Below are 19,505 nucleotides of genomic sequence, written 5' to 3'. Positions count from 1 at the left end.
ACGGCGGCGGACCGGCTGCGCCTCAGCGCAAACCGCCCACGTACTTGTGGGGCTGCTCGCCCGAGGGCGCCGGGCCGGGCGCGGCGCGCAGCGCCTCCGCCGCCACGTCCAGCAGCGTCTTGCGCGGCGCCGCGCCCATGGCCACGATGGCAGCCTCCAGCTTGTCGGCCCAGGGCAGCAGATCCGCGTGGCCCTCGGCGGCGGCCCGCTCGCGCGTGAAGCGCACGATGGCGCGCGCGTACTCGGCGTTGGTGGCCAGCCATTCGGTGTCGATGACCCGGCCGGTCTTGCGCCGCAGCTGCACGTGCAGGTGCGCCGCGATGGCGAACAGCTCGCTGCTGCCGCTCACCCGCCCAGCCTCTCGTTGTGCAGGGCGGCGTCCAGGCCCTGGCGCTCGGCGTCGGCGCCCACGCGCAGGCCGGCGAAGCGCGAGACGATGAACAGCACCACGGTGGTCATCACCAGGCTGTAGCCCAGCACCGCCACGCAGGCGATGAGTTGGGTGAGCAGGCTGCCCTGCTGGCCCGAGATGGCCGGGTCGGCCAGCGCGCCGGTGAGCAGCGCGCCCACCAGCCCGCCCACGCCGTGCACGCCGAAGACGTCGAGCGAGTCGTCGGCGCGCAGCAGGCGCTTGAGCCCCGTGGCGCCCCAGTAGCAGGCGAAGCCCGCCGCCACGCCGATGAGCAGGGCCGCGCGCGGGCCGACGAAGCCGGCGGCCGGTGTGATGGCCACCAGCCCCGCCACCACGCCCGAGCACAGGCCCAGAAGGGTGGCGCGCCGGCGCGCCGCGTACTCGGCCAGCATCCAGGCCAGGGCGCCGGCCGCCGCGGCGATGTGCGTCACCACCATCGCCAGGCCCGCACGGCCGTCCGCTGCCAGGGCCGAGCCACCGTTGAAGCCGAACCAGCCCACCCACAGCAGGCCGGTGCCGGCCATGGTGAGGCCCAGGTTGAAGGGCAGGAAGGGCTCGCGCCCATAACCCTGGCGCGGACCCAGCGCGTAGGCGCAGACCAGGGCGGCCGCGCCGGCGTTGATGTGCACCACGGCACCGCCGGCGAAGTCCAGCGCACCGAGCTGGGCCAGCCAGCCCCCGGGTTCCCAGACCCAGTGCGCGATCGGCGCATAGACCAGCAGCAGCCACAGGCCGGCGAAACCGAGCAGGGCACCGAACTTCATGCGCTCCACCAAGGCGCCCACCACCAGGGCGCAGGTGATGACGGCGAAGCTGAGCTGGAACAGGGCGAACACCGACTCCGGCAGCCGCGGCGCGAGGTGGCTCACCGCCACCTGCCCGTCCGGGCCGAAGTAGCCCAGCCCCGCAAAGCCGGCGCGCGAGAGCCCGCCGATGAAGCCCCCCAGCTCGCCACCGGGCGTAAAAGCCAGTGAGTAAGCGATCGCAAACCACAGAACGCTCACCAGCGCGGCGATCGCCATCACGCTGGCCATGGTGTTGAGGGCGTTGAAGCGGCGCACCATGCCGCCGTAGAACAGGCCGATGCCCGGCAAGGTCATGAGCAGCACCAGGGCGGTGCTCACCATGACCCAGGCGGTGTCGGCGCCCGAGAGGCTGTCCAAGGCCGCCAGGGCGGGGCCGCTGATGTCTTCTGGCATGGCTGTAGTCCCAGGTGGTGGTGGGCGGCGTTTTGCATTTCCTGTGCCAGCGGTCGCGGGGAAGCAAGGGAAAGCCCCGATGCACCCGGGCGGTGCAAGCGACTACAGTCTCCGAGTTGCCTGGTGCTCCCTAGGGGTATCCGGGTCGTTGGAGACCGAGGAGACAACCCATACCGGCACTGCCGGACGTGCCGCACCGGCGCACTACACGACTGGAAGAGCCGACCCAAAAGGTCGGCTTTTTCTTTTGGTGGTTTTGCTTTTAATTCAATAATTCTTGTATTATTGAAAGATGGACGAGCCCACCGCCATTCAATGCCTCGCCGCGCTGGCCCACGAGCACCGCCTGCGCGTATTCCGCGCCTTGGTCGCGGCCGGCGACCAAGGCCTCACGCCCGGCGCCATGACCGAGCGGTTCGACATCGCCGCCACCAAGCTGTCCTTTCACCTCAAGGAGCTGGCGAACGCCGGCCTGGTGACGCAGCAGCGCGAGGGGCGCAACCTCATCTACCGCGCGGTCTACGCGCACATGAACGGCCTGCTGGCCTACCTCACCGAGAACTGCTGCCAGGGCGCGCCATGCGCCGTGGACGGCCCGTCCTGCGCTTGCTGATCGTTCACCGCCATGACCTCACCCGCTCCCCTGAACGTGCTCTTCCTGTGCACGCACAACGCCGCCCGCAGCATCCTGGCGGAGGCCACGCTCAACCACCTCGGCAAGGGCCGCTTCCAGGCCTATTCGGCGGGCAGCCGCCCGCGCGACAACCAGCAGCCCCACCCCTTGGCCCTGGAGGTGCTGCGGCGCGCGGGCATCGCCACCGAGGGGCTGCGCAGCAAGGGCTGGGACGAATTCGGCCGTCCCGACGCGCCGCCCATGGACCTGGTCATCACCGTCTGTGACAACGCCGCGGGCGAAACCTGCCCCTACTGGCCCGGCCAGCCGGCGACGGCCCATTGGGGCTATGCCGACCCCTCTTCGGTGCAGGGGTCGCCCGAGCAGCGGCTCGACGCTTTCCGGCAGACCCTGCTGGCCATCCGCCGACGGCTTGAGCTGCTGGTCAATCTGCCCGCGAGCGCCCTGGACCGCCTGGCGCTGCAGGACTCGGCGCGCGCACTGGCCAAGGACTGAGCCCATGGCCCTGCAGGACAGCGCCCTGTCGGCGCCGCCGGGCGCCGCGCCCGCCATCGGTTTCTTCGAGCGCTACCTGAGCCTCTGGGTCGCGCTGTGCATCGTCGCCGGCGTGGCGCTCGGGCGGCTGCTGCCCGGTCTGTTCCAGGCCATCGCCGCGCTGGAGCTGGCCCGGGTGAACCTGGTGGTGGGCGCGCTCATCTGGGTGATGGTCGTCCCGATGCTGCTGAAGATCGACTTCGCCGCCCTGGGCCAGGTGCGCGCGCACGCGCGGGGCATCGGCGTCACCCTGTTCGTCAACTGGGCCGTCAAGCCCTTTTCCATGGCGCTGCTGGGCTGGTTGTTCATCCGCCACGCCTTCGCGCCCTGGCTGCCGCCGGACCAGCTCGACAGCTACGTGGCCGGCCTGATCCTCCTGGCGGCCGCGCCCTGTACGGCCATGGTGTTCGTGTGGAGCCAGCTCTGCCGCGGCGACCCGTACTTCACGCTGTCGCAGGTGGCGCTCAACGACGCCATCATGGTCGTGGCCTTCGCGCCCATCGTGGCGCTGCTGCTGGGGCTGTCGTCCATCACCGTGCCCTGGGACACGCTGCTCATCTCCGTGGGGCTGTACATCGTGGTGCCCGTGGCCCTGGCCCAGGTCTGGCGCCGGGCGCTGTGGCGGCGCGGCCAGGCCCGCTTCGAGGCGGTGGTGTCGCGGCTGGGGCCGCTGTCCATCGGCGCGCTGCTGCTCACGCTGGTGCTGCTGTTCGGCTTCCAGGGCGAGGCCCTGCTGGGGCAGCCCCTGGTCATCGCCCTGCTGGCGGTGCCCATCCTGGTCCAGGTGCTGCTCAACTCGGGGCTGGCCTACTGGCTCAACCGCCGGCTCGGCGTGGCGCACTGCGTGGCGGGACCGTCGGCGCTGATCGGCGCCAGCAACTTCTTTGAGTTGGCGGTGGCCACGGCCATCGGCCTGTTCGGCTTCCAGTCCGGCGCGGCGCTGGCCACCGTGGTGGGCGTGCTGATCGAGGTGCCGGTGATGTTGGCCGTGGTGGCCGCCGTGAACCGCAGCCAGGCCTGGTACGAGCGGGGCGCGGCGGGGCGGCGCGGCGCCTGAGCGCGGGCGGCGACAATCGCCGCCGTTATGGAACTGCTGCTCGTCTCGGCCGCCTCGCTGCTGGCCGGCTTCGTGGACTCGATCGTGGGCGGGGGCGGGCTGATCCTCGTGCCCGCGATGTTCGCGGTCTTTCCCCACACCCACCCGGCCACGCTGTTCGGCATCAACAAGGGCGCGGCCGTGCTGGGCACGGCGGCGGCCACGGTGCAGTACGCGCGGCGCGTGGACATGCCCTGGCGCGCGCTGCTGCCGGCGGCGGCCATGGCCTTCGCCGGCGCCATGGCGGGGGCCTGGACGGTCACCGTGGTTTCGCCCGACTTCCTGCGCCGCGCGTTGCCCTTCGTGCTGGGCGCGGTGCTGCTCTACACCCTGGCGCGCAAGGACCTGGGCCACGCGCACGACCCGGCCTTCGCCGGGCGCCGGCTGACGGCGGCGGCCTGCCTGATGGGCGCGGTCATCGGCTTCTACGACGGCTTCTTCGGCCCGGGCACCGGCAGCTTCTTCGTCTTCCTGTTCGTGCGCTGGCTGGGCTTCGACTTCCTGCACGCCAGCGCCAGCGCCAAGCTGCTGAACACGGCGTCCAACCTGGCGGCGCTGCTGCTGTTCGCGCTCAAAGGCCATGTGTGGTGGCACTACGCCCTGGTGATGGCCCTGGCCAATGTGGTGGGCAGCCTGGCTGGCACCCGGCTGGCCCTCAAGCACGGCAGCGGCTTCGTGCGCTGGGTGTTCATCGGGGTGGTGGGGGCGCTGATCCTCAAGACCACCTGGGACGCCTGGCTGCGCTAGCGGCCCGGCCCGGTCCTTGGTGCATCTGCACTATTCGCGTGCTGGGAAACCCTGCCTAGTATCAAGCTGGCCGCCCGTGCGCCGATGCCAAGGCCAGGGCGGGTTGGTCCGCCTTCGACGATGGAGATCCTGTCCGCCATGCAACACGCCCGCCTCCCGCGCCTTCTGCTTGCCTGCCTGACCGCCACGCTGCTGTGGACGGGCGCCGCCACCGCCCAGGGCCTGCCACCGACCGTCGAGGCCGATCGCCAGCTGCAACTGGCCTCCGGCGAAATGGAGAAGGAGGACAAAGGCGGCAAGGCCGACTGGCCCAAGGCGGCCGCCGCGCTCAAGGCCGCCGAGGCCACCGGCGTGCCCATGCCGGCCAACTTTGACTACCACTACGGCCGCGCCCTGCAGGCCACGGGCCAGCACGCCGCCGCCCTGGAGCGCCTGGAGCGCTACCTGCGGGTGCACGGCACCAAGGGCAAGTACTACAGCCAGGCGCTGCAGCTCTACACCAGCGCCCAGGCGGGCAAGGCCACGGCCGACGAAGCCGCGCGCCAGCGCGCCGCGCTCGATGCGGCCTGGGTGGACGTGAAGACCACCTGGTGGAACACCGACGACCTGGACGACGGCTGCGAGCGCGCCGAGGCCCGCATCGAGCGCTACGCGCCCAGTGCGCGCAACCTCGACTGCTCGTGCCAGACGGGCTTCATCAACCACCCCGCCTGGCGCGACCACCAGGAGATCACCTGCACGGTGACCTGGCAGGGCAACCTGCTGCAGGAAAAGCGCGAATCCTTCTCTGGCGAGCGCAAGTACCGGACCCATTCGGGCAGCGGGTCGGTGCTCGAAGGCATGAGGTCGCGGCAGCAATGAGCGGCGGGCCCATGGGGCGCCGCGGGCGCCGGTTCGCCCTCGGCGCGGCGCTGGCGGGCCTGGCGCTGCTGGGGCTGGGCGGCGCGCCGGCCCGGGCGGCCGATATCGGCGGCCAGGGCACGCTGCGCCCCGGCGGCGGCCTGGCCCGGGTGGAGTGCTTCAAGAGCGCGACCCCGGACGTGCCCGAGGTCTGCGGCATCCACGAGGTCCGCTGGAAGCTCACGACGCTGATGGGCGAGCCGGTGGCCAACGCCGGGCTCGTGTGGACCATCAGCTCGGTGAAGATCCGCGTGGGCAAGGAGGTCCGGGGCTTTCCCGTGGAGCTGCTGCCCGCGCCGCTGGAGCTGGCCGCCCGGCGCAGCGAGCTCATGGTCTACGGCCTGGGCCTCTTCATCGGCAAGGGCGGGGCGATCTTGGCCGTCGATCTGGACACGGGCGCGCCCGTGCGGCCCGATGGCAAGGTCTCGTTCAACGTGCCGGGCAGCCCCGACTGGTCGCGCTTCATCATCAGCGGCGGCTCCAGCCGGCTCCCGAGCGGTGATCTCACCATGGGGCAGCAGGGCTGGTGCGCCCGGGAGGGGCGAAGCCACCTGTCGCCGGCCGACGCGAAGGACGCCATGCGCGGGGGCATCCAGCTGACGGAGCTGATCATCTGCCCGCGCAGCTCGGCCAGCGCCAGCGCGCTGGCGAGCGCCTTGCAGGATTTCTGCGAGAAGACGCCGCAGTCGGCGTACTGCGAGAAGAAGCCGAAGCCGGACAAACCCGATCTGGCCCACGCCGATGCCCTGGACAAGGCGGCCGACGCCCCCGACGTGCGCCGTGTGCACGCGCGCCTGGTCGAGGCCTTCCGCCAGGCGTCCGAGGCGGCCTGCCGCCAGGAGCTGGCGCCCGTGCAGGCCTGCCGGCGCCAGCAATGCCCCGACCCGCAGGGCCCCGACGAGGCCCGCTGCAAGGCGATGCCGGGCCGACCGTGGCGCGACATCGGCCCCTTGCTGACGCGCGTGGACAACTCGCCCTGCGACGCGCGCTGCGAACGCGAACGCGAGCGCAACCGCGAGGAAGCGCGCCGGGCGCGCGAGCGCGAGGCGCGCGAATTCGAGGCCAGGGAAGCGGCCTGGGAGTCACAGTGGGGCGAGCTGTCCCGCCAGTGCCAGGCCAACCGGGAAGCCCGCGCGGCCCAGGCGCGCTGCGTGCAGGCCTCGGAAAGCCGCTGCAACCCGGGCGGGCTCACGCCCCAGACCTGCCTGGACCGGCGCATGGCCGGCGCGCCCACGTCCGCCGCGGCGCAGGCGGTGTTCGACCAGCAGACGCAGGAGCGCCGCCGCGTCGACGAGCGCCCGCGCTTCCTGGACTGAGGCGGGGGGCCCGCCCTGGCGGGCCGGGTTGGCGCCCGCGCCGCTGGCGCGGCCTCAGGGCGCCGTGGCCGCGGGCACTTCGGGTGGCCAGACCACGTCGCTCACGCGCCGCGGCGTGCCGATGGGCGGGCCACCCCCGCCGGCCTGAAGGGCGGCGATGTCCTGCTCGCTCGGGTACTGGCCGAGCAACAGGTAGTCGAACACGCGGCGCGCGATGGGCGCGGCCGCGGCGGCGCCGAAGCCGGCGTTCTCCACGATCACCGCCAGCGCCACGCGCGGCTCGTCGGCCGGCGCGAAGGCGAGGTAGAGCGAGTGGTCGCGCTGGTGCTCTTCGAGCTTGCGGGCGTCGTAGCGCTCGCGCTGGCCGATGGTGACGGCCTGCGCCGTGCCGGTCTTGCCGCCGCTGGTGTAGCCGGCGCCCGAGAACACGCGCGCCGAGGTGCCCTCGGTGGTGACGGCCTGCATGGCGCTGAGCACCACGCGCACGTGCTCGGGCTTGAAGTTCAGGTTCTCGGTTGGCGCCGTGGGCAGCGGCTCGACCTGGCCGGTGAGCGGGTTGCGCCGCGCCAGCGACAGGTGCGGCGCGCGCTTGATGCCACCGTTGGCCAGGGTGGCCATGGCGTTGGCCATCTGCAGCATGGTGAAGTTGTTGTAGCCCTGGCCGATGCCCAGCGAAACGGTCTCGCCCGCGTACCAGCGCTGGGCCTCGGGGCGCTTGTAGGTGTCGCGCTTCCATTGCTGGCTGGGCAGCACGCCGCGCACCTCGCCTTTGAGGTCGATGCCCGTGAGCTGGCCGATGCCCAGGGGCTTCATGAAGTCGTGGATGGCGTCCACGCCCATCTCGTTGGCCAGCGAATAGAAGTAAACGTTGCTCGACTTGATGATGGCGCGGCGCATGTCCACCGCGCCCAGGCCGCCGTCGCCGTGGCTGCGGAAGCGGTGGTTGCCCAGCATCCAGTAGCCGGGGTCGTTGATGGCGGTCTCGGCCTTGCGCGCGCCGGTCTCCAGCGCGGCCATGGCCATGAAGGGCTTGTAGGTGGAGCCCGGCGGGTAGGTGCCGCGCAGGGCCCGGTTGAGCAGCGGCTTGTCGATGGACTCGTTGAGCGCGCGCCAGTTGTCCACGTCGATGCCCTCGACGAAGAGGTTGGGGTCGAAGGTGGGCTTGGAGACCAGGGCCAGCACCTCGCCGTTGCGCGGGTCGATCGCCACCAGGGCGCCCCGGCGCTCGCCGTACAGCGTCTCGACCAGGTTCTGCAGCTTGGCGTCGATGGTGAGCACGACGGTGTCGCCCGGCGTGGGCGGCGTGGCCGCAAGCGAGCGCACCGCGCGCCCGCCGGCCGAGGTCTCCACCCGCTCGAAGCCGGTGGTGCCGTGCAGGGTCTGCTCGTGCTGCTGCTCGGCGCCGAGCTTGCCGATGTACTCGGTGCCGCGGTAGTTGGCCTGGTCTTCCTCGGGCCAGTCGGCGATGAGCTCCTTCTCGCGCTGGTTGATGCGGCCGATGTAGCCGATCACGTGGCTGGCGGTTTCGCCGATGGGGTAGTGGCGCAGCAGCCGCGCGCGCACCTCCACACCGGGGAAGCGGTAGCGCTGGGCCGTGAAGCGCGCCACCTCCTCGTCGCTCAGCCGGGTGCGGATGGGCAGGGAGTCGAAGCGGTGCGATTCCTCCAGCAGCTTGCGAAAGCGCCGCTCGTCGCGCGGGGAGATGTCCACCAGCTCGCGCAGGCCGGTGATGGTCTCGTCGAGGTCCTCGACCTGCGAGCGCGTGATCTCCAGCGTGTAGGCCGAGTAGTTGCTGGCCAGCACGCGGCCCTCGCGGTCGACGATCTGGCCCCGGTTGGGCACCACCGGCAGCACCGCCGTGCGGTTGCTCTCGGCCTGGGCCATGAACTCCTCGTGCCGGGTCACCTGCAGCCAGGTCATGCGCGCCACGATCAGGCCGAAGGCGAACAGCACCGTCAGCGCGATCACGATCACGCGCTGGCGGAACTGCCAGATGTCCGCGTCGACGTTGCGCAACTCCGTCATGGCCGAGCCTTCGGGGTCAGAGGGGGCGGTTGTCGTCCGGGTCGGGTGCGCGGCGCTGGGGGGCCAGCAGCATCACCGTCACCACGGGCCAGAGCATGGCCTCGAACAGCGGCGAAAGGAAGTAGGGCCAGCCCGGGAAGCTGCCGCCGGCCAGCAGGCGCACCACCATGCCGATGAGGTGTGCCGCCACGAACAGCGGCAGCACCTGCAGCGACTGCGCCGGCACCGGGAACCACAGCAGCCGCCGGTGCATGGCCACGGCGCCGAAGGCCATGACGGTGTAGGACAAGGCGTGCTGGCCGAGCAGGGCGCCCTGGTGCACGTCCATGACCAGGCCGAAGAAGAAGGCCGTGCCCACGCCGATGCGCAGCGGCTGGTGCACGCACCAGAACACCAGGCTGAGCGCGAGCAGGTCGGGCACCCAGGCGGCGCGGCCGAACAGGCCCATGTTGAGCAGCATGTTCAGCGCCAGCGCGCAGATCAGGCTGAACCAGATGAAGACGGGGTTGGCGGGCAGCAGCAGCTGCTGGCCAGGGCGCATGATCATGGCCGGGCCCCCTGACGGCCGGGCCGGCCGGCGGCCTTGGCGCCCGGCACGGGACCGGGCTGGGTGGCGTCCGCGGCGGGTGCGGCCACGGGGGGCGGCGGCAGCTGCGCGCCCGCGGGCTCCAGCACCAGCACGTGCAGCGCGCCGTCCATGCGGGCCAGGGCCTCGGCGCGGATGCGCATGAAGGACGAGCCGCTCTGGCGCTCCACGGTGGTGACGCGCGCCACCGGCAGGCCGGGTGGGTACACCGCATCCACGCCGCTGGTGGTGAGCAGGTCGCCTTCGCGGATGTCGGTCTCGGCCAGGGTGTAGCGCAGTTCCAGGCCGTCGCCGTCGCTGGCCGGCTGGCCGTAGGCCACGCTGCGCACCCCGGAGCGCACGTCGAGCACGGGGATGGCTTGGTCGCGGTCCACCAGCAGGCTGACCTCGGCGATCAGCGGGTACACGCGCGTCACCTGGCCCAGCACCCCCGACTCGTCGATCACCGGCGCTCCGGCCACCACGCCATGCGTCTGGCCGCGGTCGATGACCACGCGGCGCGAGTAGGGGTCGGCGGCGTCGTAGACCACCTGGGCGCCGATCGCCCCGGCCTTCACGCGCTCGCGCATGGACAGCAGTTCGCGCAGGCGCTGGTTTTCATTCATCAGCTGGTCCACCTGCAGGCTGCGCGCGGCCTGATCGGCCAGGCGGCGCACGGCGTCGGCCTCGTTCTGCTGGGCCGTGTGCAGGCTGGTGACATAGCCGCCGGCCGCGCCCACCAGCTGCACGGGCTGCAGCACCGCCCACTGCACGGGGTACAGCGCCGTGGCCAGCGCCGCGCGCACGGGCTGCGCCACGCGAAAGCGCAGGTCGGCCACCATCAGGAACAGCGCCACGGCGCTGAACACGATCAGCTTGGACAGGGCCGAGGGGCCCTGCTTGAAGAACGGCGGTGGGGTGCGGTCCAGCGTGCCCAGTGGCATGGCGGCTCGCCGCGCGGAACGCGGCCCTTATTCGCTGGTGAAGATCGTGCCCAGGCGCTCCATGCGCTCCAGGGCCATGCCGCAGCCGCGCACCACGCAGGTCAGGGGCTCCTCGGCCACCAGCACCGGCAGGCCGGTTTCTTCGGCCAGCAGGCGGTCCAGGTCGCGCAGCAGGGCGCCGCCGCCGGTGAGCATCATGCCGCGCTCGGCGATGTCGGCGCCGAGCTCGGGTGGGGTCTGCTCCAGCGCGTTCTTGACCGCGCTGACGATTTGGTTGAGCGGTTCGGTGAGGGCTTCCAGCACCTCGTTGGAGCTGATGGTGAAGCTGCGCGGCACGCCCTCGGAGAGGTTGCGGCCCTTGACCTCCATCTCGCGCACTTCGGAGCCCGGGAAGGCCGAGCCGATTTCCTTCTTGATGGCCTCGGCCGTGGGTTCGCCGATGAGCATGCCGTAGTTGCGGCGGATGTAGGCAATGATGGCGTCGTCGAACTTGTCGCCGCCCACGCGCACGCTGCCTTTGTAGACCATGCCGCCCAGGCTGATGACGCCCACCTCGGTGGTGCCACCGCCGATGTCGACCACCATGGAGCCCGAGGCGTCGGAGACCGGCAGGCCGGCGCCGATGGCCGCGGCCATGGGTTCCTCGATCAGGTAGACCTCGCTGGCGCCCGCGCCCAGGGCCGATTCGCGGATGGCGCGGCGCTCCACCTGGGTGGAGCCGCAGGGCACGCAGATGATGATGCGCGGGCTCGGCTTGAACATCGAGCGCGGGTGCACCATCTTGATGAACTGCTTGAGCATCTGCTCGGTGACGGTGAAGTCGGCGATCACGCCGTCCTTCATCGGGCGGATGGCCTCGATGTTGCCGGGCACCTTGCCGAGCATGGCCTTGGCTTCGCGGCCCACCGCCTGGATGGTCTTCTTGCCCTGGGGACCGCCTTCGTGGCGGATGGACACGACCGAGGGCTCGTCGAGCACGATGCCCTTGTTGCGCACGTAGATGAGGGTGTTGGCGGTGCCGAGGTCGATGGCCAGGTCGGTCGAGAAACTCCGACGGAACGCTTCAAACATGGTGGGTGAATCCTGTGGGATGCGTCAGCTCACGCGCACGCGTGCAGCCGGGGGTGGGGCCGGGGTCGGACCGGGGCATCGGGGCTAAGTGATTGATTCGGTGGCGAAAACCGGGCCCAAAGGCCGGCTCCGCTGAACGCAGGATAATACCCGAACGCCTGTGTACAACCGCATCAAAACAGGCCTGTTTGCCCCTCAAACGGGCCGTTTTGCATCCGGTTGCAGGCCCGAGCCGCCCTGGCGGCGCGGGTCCCCTCATCCCCCAGCACCATGTCCCTGACCCTCAACGACATCGGGCGCATCGCCCACCTGGCGCGCCTGGAACTCGACGCCGAGCACAGCGAGCGCCTGCTTGGCCAGCTCAACGGCTTCTTCGACATCGTCGAGCGCATGAAGGCCGTCGACACCGCCGGCGTCGAGCCCCTGGCCCATCCCACCGCCGTGATGGAGGACGTGGCCCTGCGCCTGCGCCCCGACGTGGTGAGCGAGCCGAACGCGCGCGAGGCCAACCAGAAGAGCGCCCCGGCCGTGGAAAACGGCCTGTTCCTGGTGCCGAAGGTGATCGAATGAGCGCGCCGGATCTGCACCAGATGGGCGTGGCCGAGCTGGCCCAGGCCATTGCCGACAAAAAGACCAGCAGCACCGAGGCGACGCGGCACCTGCTGGCGCGCGCGAAACAGCACGAGGCCCTGGGCGCCTACCTGGCGGTCAACGAAGAGGTCTCGCTGGCCCAGGCCCGGGCCGCCGACGCGCGCATCGCCGCCGGCGAGCGCACGCCGCTGCTGGGCGTGCCGATCGCGCACAAGGACATCTTCGTCACGCGCGACTTTCCCACCACCGCCGGCTCGAAGATGCTGGCGGGCTACCGCAGCCCCTTCGACGCCACCGTGGTGGCCCGGCTCGGGCAGCAGGGCGCGGTGACCCTGGGCAAGCTCAACTGCGACGAGTTCGCCATGGGCTCGGGCAACGACAACTCCGCCTTCGGCCCCGCGCGCAACCCCTGGGACCCGGCCCGCGTGCCGGGCGGCTCGTCGGGCGGCTCCGCCGCGGTCGTGGCCGCGCGCCTGGCGCCCGCCGTCACCGGCACCGACACCGGCGGCTCCATCCGTCAGCCCGCCGGCTTCTGCGGCGTGACCGGCATCAAGCCCACCTATGGCCGCTGCTCGCGCTACGGCATGGTGGCCTTTGCGTCCAGCCTGGACCAGGCCGGCCCCATGGCGCGCAGCGCGGCCGATTGCGCCACCCTGCTCACGGCCATGGCCGGGCCCGACATCGACCGCGATTCCACCAGCCTGGACCACCCGGCCGAGGACTACGGCCGCCTGCTGGGCACGGCCTGGGGCGAAGGGCGCGACGGCGCCAGCGCCGCGCAGCCGCTCAAGGGCTTGCGCATCGGCATCCCCGAGGAATGGATGAACTGGGCAGACGACGCGCCGACCACGGACCAGCGCGTGTCCGGCGACGTCACCCTGCAGGTGTCGGGCGCGCTGAAGCAGCTCGAGGCGCTCGGCGCCAGCCTGCGCCGCATCCGCCTGCCCCGGACCGAGATGTCCATCCCGGCGTACTACATCATCGCGCCCGCCGAGGCGAGCTCGAACCTCAGCCGCTACGACGGCGTGAAGTTCGGCCACCGCGCCGCGAAGTACGACGACCTGCTCGACATGTACAAGAAGTCGCGCAGCGAGGCCTTCGGCGCCGAGGTGCAGCGGCGCATCATGATCGGCACCTATGTGCTGAGCCACGGCTACTACGACGCCTATTACCTCAAGGCCCAGCAGATCCGCCGCCTCATCGCGCAGGATTTCCGCGCCGCCTTCGCCGAGTGCGACCTGATCGCCGGGCCGGTTGCGCCCACGGTGGCCTGGAAGATCGGCGAACTGGCCGACGACCCGGTCGCCGCCTACCTGGCGGACATCTACACCCTGCCCGCCTCGCTCGCGGGCCTGCCGTGCATGAGCGTGCCGGCCGGGCTCGGCGCCACCAGCGGCCTGCCCGTCGGCCTGCAGCTCGTCGGCGACTACCTGAAGGAGGCCGAGCTGCTGCAGGTGGCGCACGCCCTCCAGCAGGCCACGGACTGGCACACGCACGCCCCCGCGGGGTACTGACCATGAGCAAAGCAAGCCCTTCCCTGCTGGTGCACGGCTACGAGGTCGTCATCGGCTTCGAGACGCACACCCAACTGGCCACGCGGTCCAAGATCTTCAGCCGCGCGGCCACCGCCTTCGGCGCCGAGCCCAACACCCAGGCCAGCGCGGTCGACCTGGCGCTGCCCGGCACCCTGCCCGTGATGAACCGCGAGGCCGTGGCCTGCGCCATCCGCCTGGGCCTGGCCGTGGGCGCGCACATCGCCGAGCGCAGCGTCTTCGCGCGCAAGAACTACTTCTACCCCGACCTGCCCAAGGGCTACCAGATCAGCCAGTACGAGATCCCGGTGGTGCAGGGCGGCGCGGTCAGCTTCTACCTGGGCGACGAAAAGAAAACCGTGCGCCTGGTGCGCGCGCACCTGGAGGAAGATGCCGGCAAGAGCCTGCACGAGGACTTCATCGGCCAGAGCGGGATCGACCTCAACCGCGCGGGCACGCCGCTGCTGGAGATCGTGACCGAACCCGACATCCGCTCCAGCGCCGAGGCCGTGGCCTACGCGAAGGAGCTGCACAAGATCGTCACCTGGATCGGCATCTGCGACGGCAACATGCAGGAGGGCTCGTTCCGCTGCGACGCCAACGTCTCGGTGCGCAAGCCCGGGGCGCCGCTGGGCACGCGCCGCGAGATCAAGAACCTGAACTCGTTCAAGTTCATGCAGCAGGCCATCGACTACGAGGTGCGCTGGCAGATCGAACAGATCGAAGACGGCCACGCCATCGAGCAGGCCACGGTGCTGTTCGACCCAGACACGGGCGAAACGCGCGCCATGCGTACCAAGGAGGACGCGGCCGACTACCGCTATTTCCCCGACCCCGACCTGCCGCCGCTGGTGGTGTCGCGCGACTGGGTGGCCGAGGTCAAGGCCGCCATGCCCGAGCTGCCGCGCGCCATGGCCGAGCGCTTCGTGCAGCAGTACGCTTTGCCCGAGTACGACGCCACCACGCTGACGCAAAGCCCGGCCATGGCGGCCTACTTCGAGGCCGCGGCCCAGGCCAGCGGCCAGGCCAAGATGGCCAGCAACTGGGTGATGGGCGAGGTCTCGCGCCGGCTCAACAACGAAGAGAAGGGCATCGCCGACGTGCCCGTGAGCGCGGCGCAGCTCGCCGCCCTGCTCCAGCGCATCGCCGACGGCACGGTGTCCAACAACGCGGCCAAGCAGGTGATGGATGCGCTGTGGACGGGCGAAGGCGCCGAGGTGGACGCGGTGATTGAGACCAAGGGCCTCAAGCAGGTCAGCGACAGCGGCGCGATCGAGAAGATCATCGACGAGGTGATGGCCGCCAACGCCGACATGGTGGCCCAGTTCCGCGCCGGCAAGGACAAGGCCTTCAACGCCCTGGTGGGCCAGGCCATGAAGGCCAGCAAGGGCAAGGCCAATCCGCAGCAGGTGAACGAGCTGCTGCGCCAGAAACTGGGGTGAGACCTCCCGCCGAGGCCACTGTGCGTGGCCGGGGGCGGTTCAGCGGCTCTGCGCGGCCCAGAGCTGCTTGAGCTTGGCCAGCTCTTCGTCGAAGCGCGCGTTCACGCGCTGCTTCTCCTGCGTCTGGTCGACCAGGAAGCGCTTCTGCACGTCCATCTGCTTGTCGTTGTCCTCGACCTTGCGCCGCAGCCACAGCGGGGCCTTGGTCAGGTCGCCCTGGTAGAACTCCAGCTCCTGCGCGATGCCCTTGCGTTGTTCGATCAGGGCCGCTTCGCGCTTGTGCACGGCGGCGATCACGTCGTCGATCTGCGCCAGCGCCTCCTGGCGCTCCTTGTCGTGCACGCCCTGGTTGGGGTAGCGGATCAGCAGCGCGCGCTCGCGCCGGCGCTCCTCCTGCACGCGGGCCTGCTCTTCCTGCTCGGCGCGGCGCTTGGCCTCGACCTTCTCGCGCTCCTCGCGCGTGTAGCTGGGCGGGATCACCTCGCGCACGGTGCCGGTGCGGCCCAGGCGCTGCTGCTCGCGGTCCAGGCAGTCGACGATGGGGCGGTCGGAGGTGATGCGCCGGCCCTTGCTGTCGGTGCAGGTGTAGATGGACTGCGCGTTGTTCTGCGCTTGCGCGCCCAGCGACAGCAGCAGCAGGGCCGCCGCGCCAGCGAGTCGGGAGCGGCGGGGCAGGGGCATCGGCAGCGGCAGGCGGTTCATGGTGGTGGGGTGGGTCAGTTCACGCCGTAGCGGGCCCGGTAGGCCAGCACGCGGTCGCGGTGCGCCGCGACCTCGCCGCCCGCCTGGGCGGTCAGATACTGAAGCAAATCATCGAGCTTCGCAATCGAACAGACCTGCAGGCCGAGCTGGCGTTGCACGTACTGCACGGCACTGTGATCCACGTCGCGGACCACGCCGTCGGGGCCGGGCTCGGTGGCCTTCTCCTGGCGGTCCAGCGCAATGGCGACGGCGCTCGGCGTGGCGCCGGCGGCGCGGATCAGGGCGATGGACTCGCGCGCGGCCGTGCCGGCGCTCATCACGTCGTCGACGATCAGCACGCGGCCCTGCAGCGGCGCGCCCACCAGGGTACCGCCTTCGCCGTGGTCTTTGGCTTCCTTGCGGTTGTAGGCAAAGGGTACGTTGCGGCCCAGGCGGGCGAGCTCGATGGCCACCGCCGCGCCCAGCGGGATGCCCTTGTAGGCCGGGCCGAAGATCATGTCGAAGGCGACCCCGCTGTCGAGCAGCGCGCGTGCATAGAATGCCGCGAGCCGGCCCAGCTTGGCGCCGTCGTCGAACAGGCCGGCGTTGAAAAAATAGGGCGAAAGGCGCCCGGCCTTGGTCTTGAATTCGCCGAACTTCAGTGCGCCGGCCTCGACGCAGAACTTCACGAACGCCTGGGCCAGCGGCTCATCGGCCGCGCCTGCCATCACCATATGAGGACTTCCTTGTGTTCAATCTGACCAGCCTCAACCTCAACGGCATCCGCTCGGCCACCACCAAAGGCCTCGAAGACTGGCTGGCGAAAAGTGCGCCGGATTGTATTTGCATGCAGGAAGTGAAGGCCCAGGCGGCCGATGTGGCCGGTCGCTTCGAGGAACTGGCCGGGATGCGCGGCCACTTCCATTTCGCGCAGAAAAAGGGCTACGCGGGCACGGCTGTCTTCACGCGCCACGAGCCGAGCGCGGTGCTCACCGGCTTCGGTACGCACGAGTTCGACGACGAGGGCCGCTACACCGAACTGCGCTTCGACACGCCCAAGCGCAAGCTGTCGATCATCAGCGTGTACTTCCCCAGCGGCTCGTCCGGCCCCGAGCGGCAGGAATCCAAGTACCGCTTCCTGGCGGCCTTCTTCCCGCACCTGGTGACGCTCAAGTCCCAGCGCGAATTCATCCTCTGCGGTGACGTGAACATCGCGCACACGCAGAACGACCTGAAGAACTGGCGCAGCAACCAGAAGAACAGCGGCTTCCTGCCCGAGGAGCGGGCCTGGATGACCCAGCTGTTCGCCGAGGTGGGCCTGATCGACGTCTACCGCCAGCTGCAGCCCGACACCACCGACGCCTGCTACACGTGGTGGAGCAACCGCGGCCAGGCCTGGGCCAACAACGTGGGGTGGCGACTGGACTACCACCTGGCCACGCCGGCGATGGCCGCGCACGCGCGCACCGAGGCCATCTACAAGGCGCAGCGCTTCTCGGACCACGCGCCGATCACCATCGGCTACGACTTCACACTCTGAGAGGGCCACCGCGCCCGGGCCGCCGGCCCGCGGTGCGCGCATGCCCCGATCAAAGACAAGCCACCCATGACCGACTTCCCCCTGCGCCTGGCCACGCGAAAGAACGGCACCCGCGACGGCGAACTCATGCTCGTCAGCCCCGACGCCCGGCGCTGGGCGCCGGCCGCGGGCCCCGCCCGCACCCTGCAAGCCCTGCTCGACGACTGGGCCGCCCTGGCCCCCGCGCTGGACCAGCAGCGGCGCGGGCTGGACGCCAGCGGCTGGGCCGCGGCGGCGCCGTTCGAGGCATCCGCCTGCATGGCCCCGCTGCCCCGCGCGTTCCAGTGGGCCGACGCCTCGGTCTACCGCAACCACGCCCGCCTGATCTACCAGTGGCGCCAGGAGCCTATTCCGCCGCGCTACGAGGAAGAACCCCTGGTCTACCAGGGCGGCTCGGACGGGATGATCGGTCCCGAAGACCCCATCGTCGCGGTCGACGAGGCGCACCAGATCGACCTGGAGGCGGAGATCGCCGTGGTGACGACGGACGTGCCCATGGGCACCACGGCGGCCCAGGCGGGCGGCTGCATCGCCCTGGTCGTGCTGCTCAACGACGTCTCGCTGCGTGGCCTCATTCCCAGCGAACTGGCCAAGGGTTTCGGCTTCTACCAGAGCAAGCCGGCCACCAGCTTCGCCCCCATTGCGCTGACCCCCGCGGCCCTGGGCGCCGCCTGGAAGGACGGCATGCCCGACCTGCGGGTGCGCATCCGCCTCAACGGCGACTGGTTCGGCGAGCCCGCGGCCAACGAGGACACGGTCTTCAACTTCCCGCAGATCATCGAGCACCTGGCGCGCACGCGCGACCTGGGCGCGGGCAGCATCGTCGGCGCCGGCACGATCAGCAACGCCGACCCGCACTCGGGCAGCGCCTGCATCACCGAGGCCCGCGTGCGGGCGCAGCTGGGTGGCGCGCCCGAGGCCGATCTGCCGCGCTACCTGCGCCACGGGGACCGCGTCACCATCGAGGCGGTTGGCGCGGACCCGTCCGACGCCCTGTTCGGCGTCATCGACCAGCGCGTCGACGTCCGAGGGAGGCGCTGAGCGATGCTGCGCTACCGCACCATTCCCGTCACCGCCTTTGCCCAGAACTGCTCCATCGTCTGGTGCGACGAGACGATGGAGGCCGCCGTCATCGACCCGGGCGGCGACCTGGACACACTGCTGGACGAGGCGCGGCGCCTGGGCGTCGCACTCAAGGCCATCTGGCTCACGCACGCGCACATCGACCACGCGGGCGCCACGGCCGAGCTGGCGCGGCGCCAGTCGCTGCCCATCGTGGGCCCGCACGAGGGCGACCGCTTCTGGATCGACGCCCTGCCGCAGCAGGGCGCGATGTTCGGCTTCCCGCCGGCCGAGACCTTCACGCCCACGCGCTGGCTGCACGATGGCGACACGGTGCGCATCGGCCGGTGTGAACTCGCGGTGCGCCACTGCCCGGGCCACACGCCGGGGCATGTGGTGTTCCATTCGAAGGACGCGCAGCGCGCCTTCGTGGGCGACGTGCTGTTCGTGGGCAGCATCGGCCGCACCGACTTCCCGGGCGGCAACCACGCGCAACTGCTGGCCAGCATCCGCGAGCGGCTCTGGCCCATGGGGGACGAGACGGTGTTCATCCCCGGGCACGGGCCCGAGGGCCGCTTCGGGCAGGAGCGGCGCTCCAACCCCTTCGTGGGCGAGCGGGCCTGAACCTCAGCCCTTGCGGGCCTGTTCGTACAGGCCCTGCACCTTGGGCACGTTGGCCTCGAGCTGGCGGATGCGCTCCGGGCCTGTCGGGTGGGTGGACAGGAAGCCCGGCGCCGCGCCGCCGCCGGCCGCGGCCATCTTCTGCCACAGCGTGACGGCCGCGCGCGGCTGGTAGGCCGAGCGCGCCGCGAGCTCCAGGCCCACCAGATCGGCCTCGGTTTCGTCGTCGCGGCTGTACTTCAGGCTCAGCAGCTGCGTGCCCAGGTTGGCCGCCACGTCGCCGAGCTGGCCCAGCCCCAGCAGCTGCGCGGCGATGGACAGCCCGATGCCGGTGGCGTTGGTCTTGGCCACGCGCGAGCGCGCGTGTTCGCGCAGGGCGTGCGCCATCTCGTGGCCCATGATCATCGCGGCCTCGTCGTCGCTGAGCTTGAGCTTGTCGAGGATGCCGGTGTAGAAGGCGATCTTGCCGCCGGGCATGCAGAAGGCGTTGATCTGCTCGCTGCGGATGAGGTTGACCTCCCACTGCCAGCGCGTGGCGCGCTTGTTCCACTGCG

At 71.0% G+C, this 19,505-nt stretch carries 21 protein-coding genes; 12 read left to right on the top strand and 9 right to left on the bottom strand.

Annotated elements, in window-relative coordinates; translation table 11 throughout:
• Positions 1–22: 22 nt before the first annotated feature.
• Both BGO22_RS00755 and BGO22_RS00750 read right to left on the bottom strand, forming a co-directional pair.
• Positions 23–349, bottom strand: coding sequence for a hypothetical protein (locus BGO22_RS00755; protein ID WP_070400188.1), 327 nt, complete (start codon positions 347–349; stop codon positions 23–25).
• On the bottom strand, positions 346–1,611 hold the full coding sequence (locus tag BGO22_RS00750; RefSeq protein ID WP_286848322.1) for an ammonium transporter: 1,266 nt from the start codon (positions 1,609–1,611) through the stop codon (positions 346–348). Before BGO22_RS00750 ends, BGO22_RS00755 begins: the two co-directional genes overlap by 4 nt.
• A 292-nt stretch (positions 1,612–1,903) precedes the next feature.
• Between BGO22_RS00750 and BGO22_RS00745 the strand changes: the two genes are divergently transcribed.
• From BGO22_RS00745 to BGO22_RS00720, 6 genes are all read left to right on the top strand, one after another.
• On the top strand, positions 1,904–2,224 hold the full coding sequence (locus tag BGO22_RS00745) for an ArsR/SmtB family transcription factor (protein WP_286848320.1): 321 nt from the start codon (positions 1,904–1,906) through the stop codon (positions 2,222–2,224).
• Between the two features lie 12 nt (positions 2,225–2,236).
• Entirely contained in the window at positions 2,237–2,740 is a 504-nt protein-coding gene (locus BGO22_RS00740; RefSeq protein WP_070400191.1) for an arsenate reductase ArsC, read from the top strand.
• 4 nt (positions 2,741–2,744) lie between these two features.
• Positions 2,745–3,836 (top strand): ACR3 family arsenite efflux transporter, encoded by a 1,092-nt coding sequence (gene arsB, locus BGO22_RS00735; RefSeq protein WP_070400192.1) that lies wholly within the window; start codon positions 2,745–2,747, stop codon positions 3,834–3,836.
• 27 nt (positions 3,837–3,863) lie between these two features.
• The gene (locus BGO22_RS00730; RefSeq protein WP_070400193.1) at positions 3,864–4,622 is read left to right on the top strand and encodes a sulfite exporter TauE/SafE family protein; all 759 of its coding nucleotides are present in this window, start codon (positions 3,864–3,866) and stop codon (positions 4,620–4,622) included.
• 138 nt (positions 4,623–4,760) lie between these two features.
• Positions 4,761–5,483, top strand: a complete 723-nt coding sequence (locus tag BGO22_RS00725) for a hypothetical protein (RefSeq protein ID WP_139147088.1) — start codon at positions 4,761–4,763, stop codon at positions 5,481–5,483.
• Positions 5,484–5,494: 11 nt separating this feature from the next.
• Positions 5,495–6,838 carry a hypothetical protein gene (locus BGO22_RS00720; protein WP_286848314.1) on the top strand — a complete coding sequence of 448 codons (1,344 nt, stop codon included), beginning with the start codon at positions 5,495–5,497 and terminating at the stop codon, positions 6,836–6,838.
• 54 nt (positions 6,839–6,892) lie between these two features.
• On the opposite strand, the gene mrdA is transcribed toward BGO22_RS00720, so the two are convergent.
• The 4 genes from mrdA to BGO22_RS00700 are packed head-to-tail and all read right to left on the bottom strand — an operon-like array spanning position 6,893 to position 11,443.
• Entirely contained in the window at positions 6,893–8,863 is a 1,971-nt protein-coding gene (gene mrdA, locus BGO22_RS00715) for a penicillin-binding protein 2 (RefSeq protein ID WP_286848312.1), read from the bottom strand.
• A gap of 16 nt (positions 8,864–8,879) precedes the next feature.
• Positions 8,880–9,410, bottom strand: coding sequence for a rod shape-determining protein MreD (mreD, locus tag BGO22_RS00710; RefSeq protein WP_070400197.1), 531 nt, complete (start codon positions 9,408–9,410; stop codon positions 8,880–8,882).
• Positions 9,407–10,372: a rod shape-determining protein MreC gene (gene mreC, locus BGO22_RS00705; protein WP_286848309.1), complete on the bottom strand. Its 966-nt coding sequence runs from the start codon at positions 10,370–10,372 to the stop codon at positions 9,407–9,409. Before mreC ends, mreD begins: the two co-directional genes overlap by 4 nt.
• Before the next feature lie 27 nt (positions 10,373–10,399).
• Positions 10,400–11,443, bottom strand: coding sequence for a rod shape-determining protein (locus BGO22_RS00700; RefSeq protein WP_009519392.1), 1,044 nt, complete (start codon positions 11,441–11,443; stop codon positions 10,400–10,402).
• A gap of 270 nt (positions 11,444–11,713) precedes the next feature.
• On the opposite strand from BGO22_RS00700, the gene gatC reads away from it, so the two are divergent.
• Genes gatC through gatB form a run of 3 tightly spaced genes read left to right on the top strand, consistent with a single transcriptional unit; the run spans position 11,714 to position 15,008 of the window.
• Positions 11,714–12,013, top strand: a complete 300-nt coding sequence (gatC, locus tag BGO22_RS00695; RefSeq protein WP_070400199.1) for an Asp-tRNA(Asn)/Glu-tRNA(Gln) amidotransferase subunit GatC — start codon at positions 11,714–11,716, stop codon at positions 12,011–12,013.
• Positions 12,010–13,548, top strand: coding sequence for an Asp-tRNA(Asn)/Glu-tRNA(Gln) amidotransferase subunit GatA (gene gatA / locus BGO22_RS00690; RefSeq protein ID WP_286848305.1), 1,539 nt, complete (start codon positions 12,010–12,012; stop codon positions 13,546–13,548). The genes gatC and gatA overlap by 4 nt, the downstream gene beginning before the upstream one ends.
• Before the next feature lie 2 nt (positions 13,549–13,550).
• Positions 13,551–15,008, top strand: coding sequence for an Asp-tRNA(Asn)/Glu-tRNA(Gln) amidotransferase subunit GatB (gene gatB / locus BGO22_RS00685; protein WP_286848303.1), 1,458 nt, complete (start codon positions 13,551–13,553; stop codon positions 15,006–15,008).
• Between the two features lie 39 nt (positions 15,009–15,047).
• Here the strand turns inward: gatB and BGO22_RS00680 are convergent, their stop codons facing one another.
• Together BGO22_RS00680 and pyrE are read right to left on the bottom strand one after the other, a co-directional pair.
• Positions 15,048–15,710, bottom strand: coding sequence for a DUF4124 domain-containing protein (locus BGO22_RS00680; protein WP_286848301.1), 663 nt, complete (start codon positions 15,708–15,710; stop codon positions 15,048–15,050).
• A gap of 14 nt (positions 15,711–15,724) precedes the next feature.
• Complete coding sequence (gene pyrE, locus BGO22_RS00675; protein ID WP_070400202.1) at positions 15,725–16,423, bottom strand: orotate phosphoribosyltransferase; 699 nt, start codon at positions 16,421–16,423, stop codon at positions 15,725–15,727.
• A 14-nt stretch (positions 16,424–16,437) separates the two neighbouring features.
• Here pyrE and BGO22_RS00670 point away from each other — a divergent pair, with 14 nt between their 5' ends.
• From BGO22_RS00670 to BGO22_RS00660, 3 genes are all read left to right on the top strand, one after another.
• Entirely contained in the window at positions 16,438–17,229 is a 792-nt protein-coding gene (locus tag BGO22_RS00670; protein ID WP_070400203.1) for an exodeoxyribonuclease III, read from the top strand.
• Between the two features lie 66 nt (positions 17,230–17,295).
• Positions 17,296–18,309: a fumarylacetoacetate hydrolase family protein gene (locus tag BGO22_RS00665; RefSeq protein WP_286848297.1), complete on the top strand. Its 1,014-nt coding sequence runs from the start codon at positions 17,296–17,298 to the stop codon at positions 18,307–18,309.
• Between the two features lie 3 nt (positions 18,310–18,312).
• Complete coding sequence (locus BGO22_RS00660) at positions 18,313–18,954, top strand: MBL fold metallo-hydrolase (protein WP_070400205.1); 642 nt, start codon at positions 18,313–18,315, stop codon at positions 18,952–18,954.
• 3 nt (positions 18,955–18,957) lie between these two features.
• Here BGO22_RS00660 and BGO22_RS00655 read toward each other — a convergent pair.
• A partial coding sequence (locus BGO22_RS00655) for a M48 family metallopeptidase (protein ID WP_286848295.1) occupies positions 18,958–19,505 on the bottom strand: 548 nt, incomplete at its 5' end.

It is taken from the genome of Hydrogenophaga sp. 70-12, from assembly GCF_001897365.1.
Taxonomy (GTDB): domain Bacteria; phylum Pseudomonadota; class Gammaproteobacteria; order Burkholderiales; family Burkholderiaceae_C; genus Hydrogenophaga; species Hydrogenophaga borbori.
The sequence above is the reverse complement of the archived record's forward strand: the minus strand, read 5'-3'. Positions and strand labels throughout refer to the sequence as shown.